Source organism: Pseudoalteromonas sp. PSi26 (genome assembly GCF_054960575.1).
The window spans coordinates 1-207 of record NZ_JBHNYT010000063.1 but is presented as its reverse complement, the minus strand read 5'-3'; the positions used below and the strand labels follow the sequence as shown (position 1 = coordinate 207).

The 207-nt window shown below is 45.4% G+C and carries 1 pseudogene; it reads right to left on the bottom strand.

What is annotated here, in order from left to right:
* Positions 1-207, bottom strand: a pseudogene (locus tag ACFI34_RS18830) (IS3 family transposase); the annotation flags it as partial.

Below are 207 nucleotides of genomic sequence, written 5' to 3'. Positions count from 1 at the left end.
GGCTCAACTACATCAAACTGCCTATCTAGCAAATTTGGGATTTCAAGATGCTCATTACCACCTCGGTTATATTGATGTTGTGGCACTTGGCAGCTCTCTAGTTTTAGTTTAATCATGAGCTTAGCGGCGCGATAACGGCTTAATTCAAAACCGTTATTCGTTGCAATTGCTGCGATTGTCCGTGCCCCAGCTGAGCCACCGCTCATT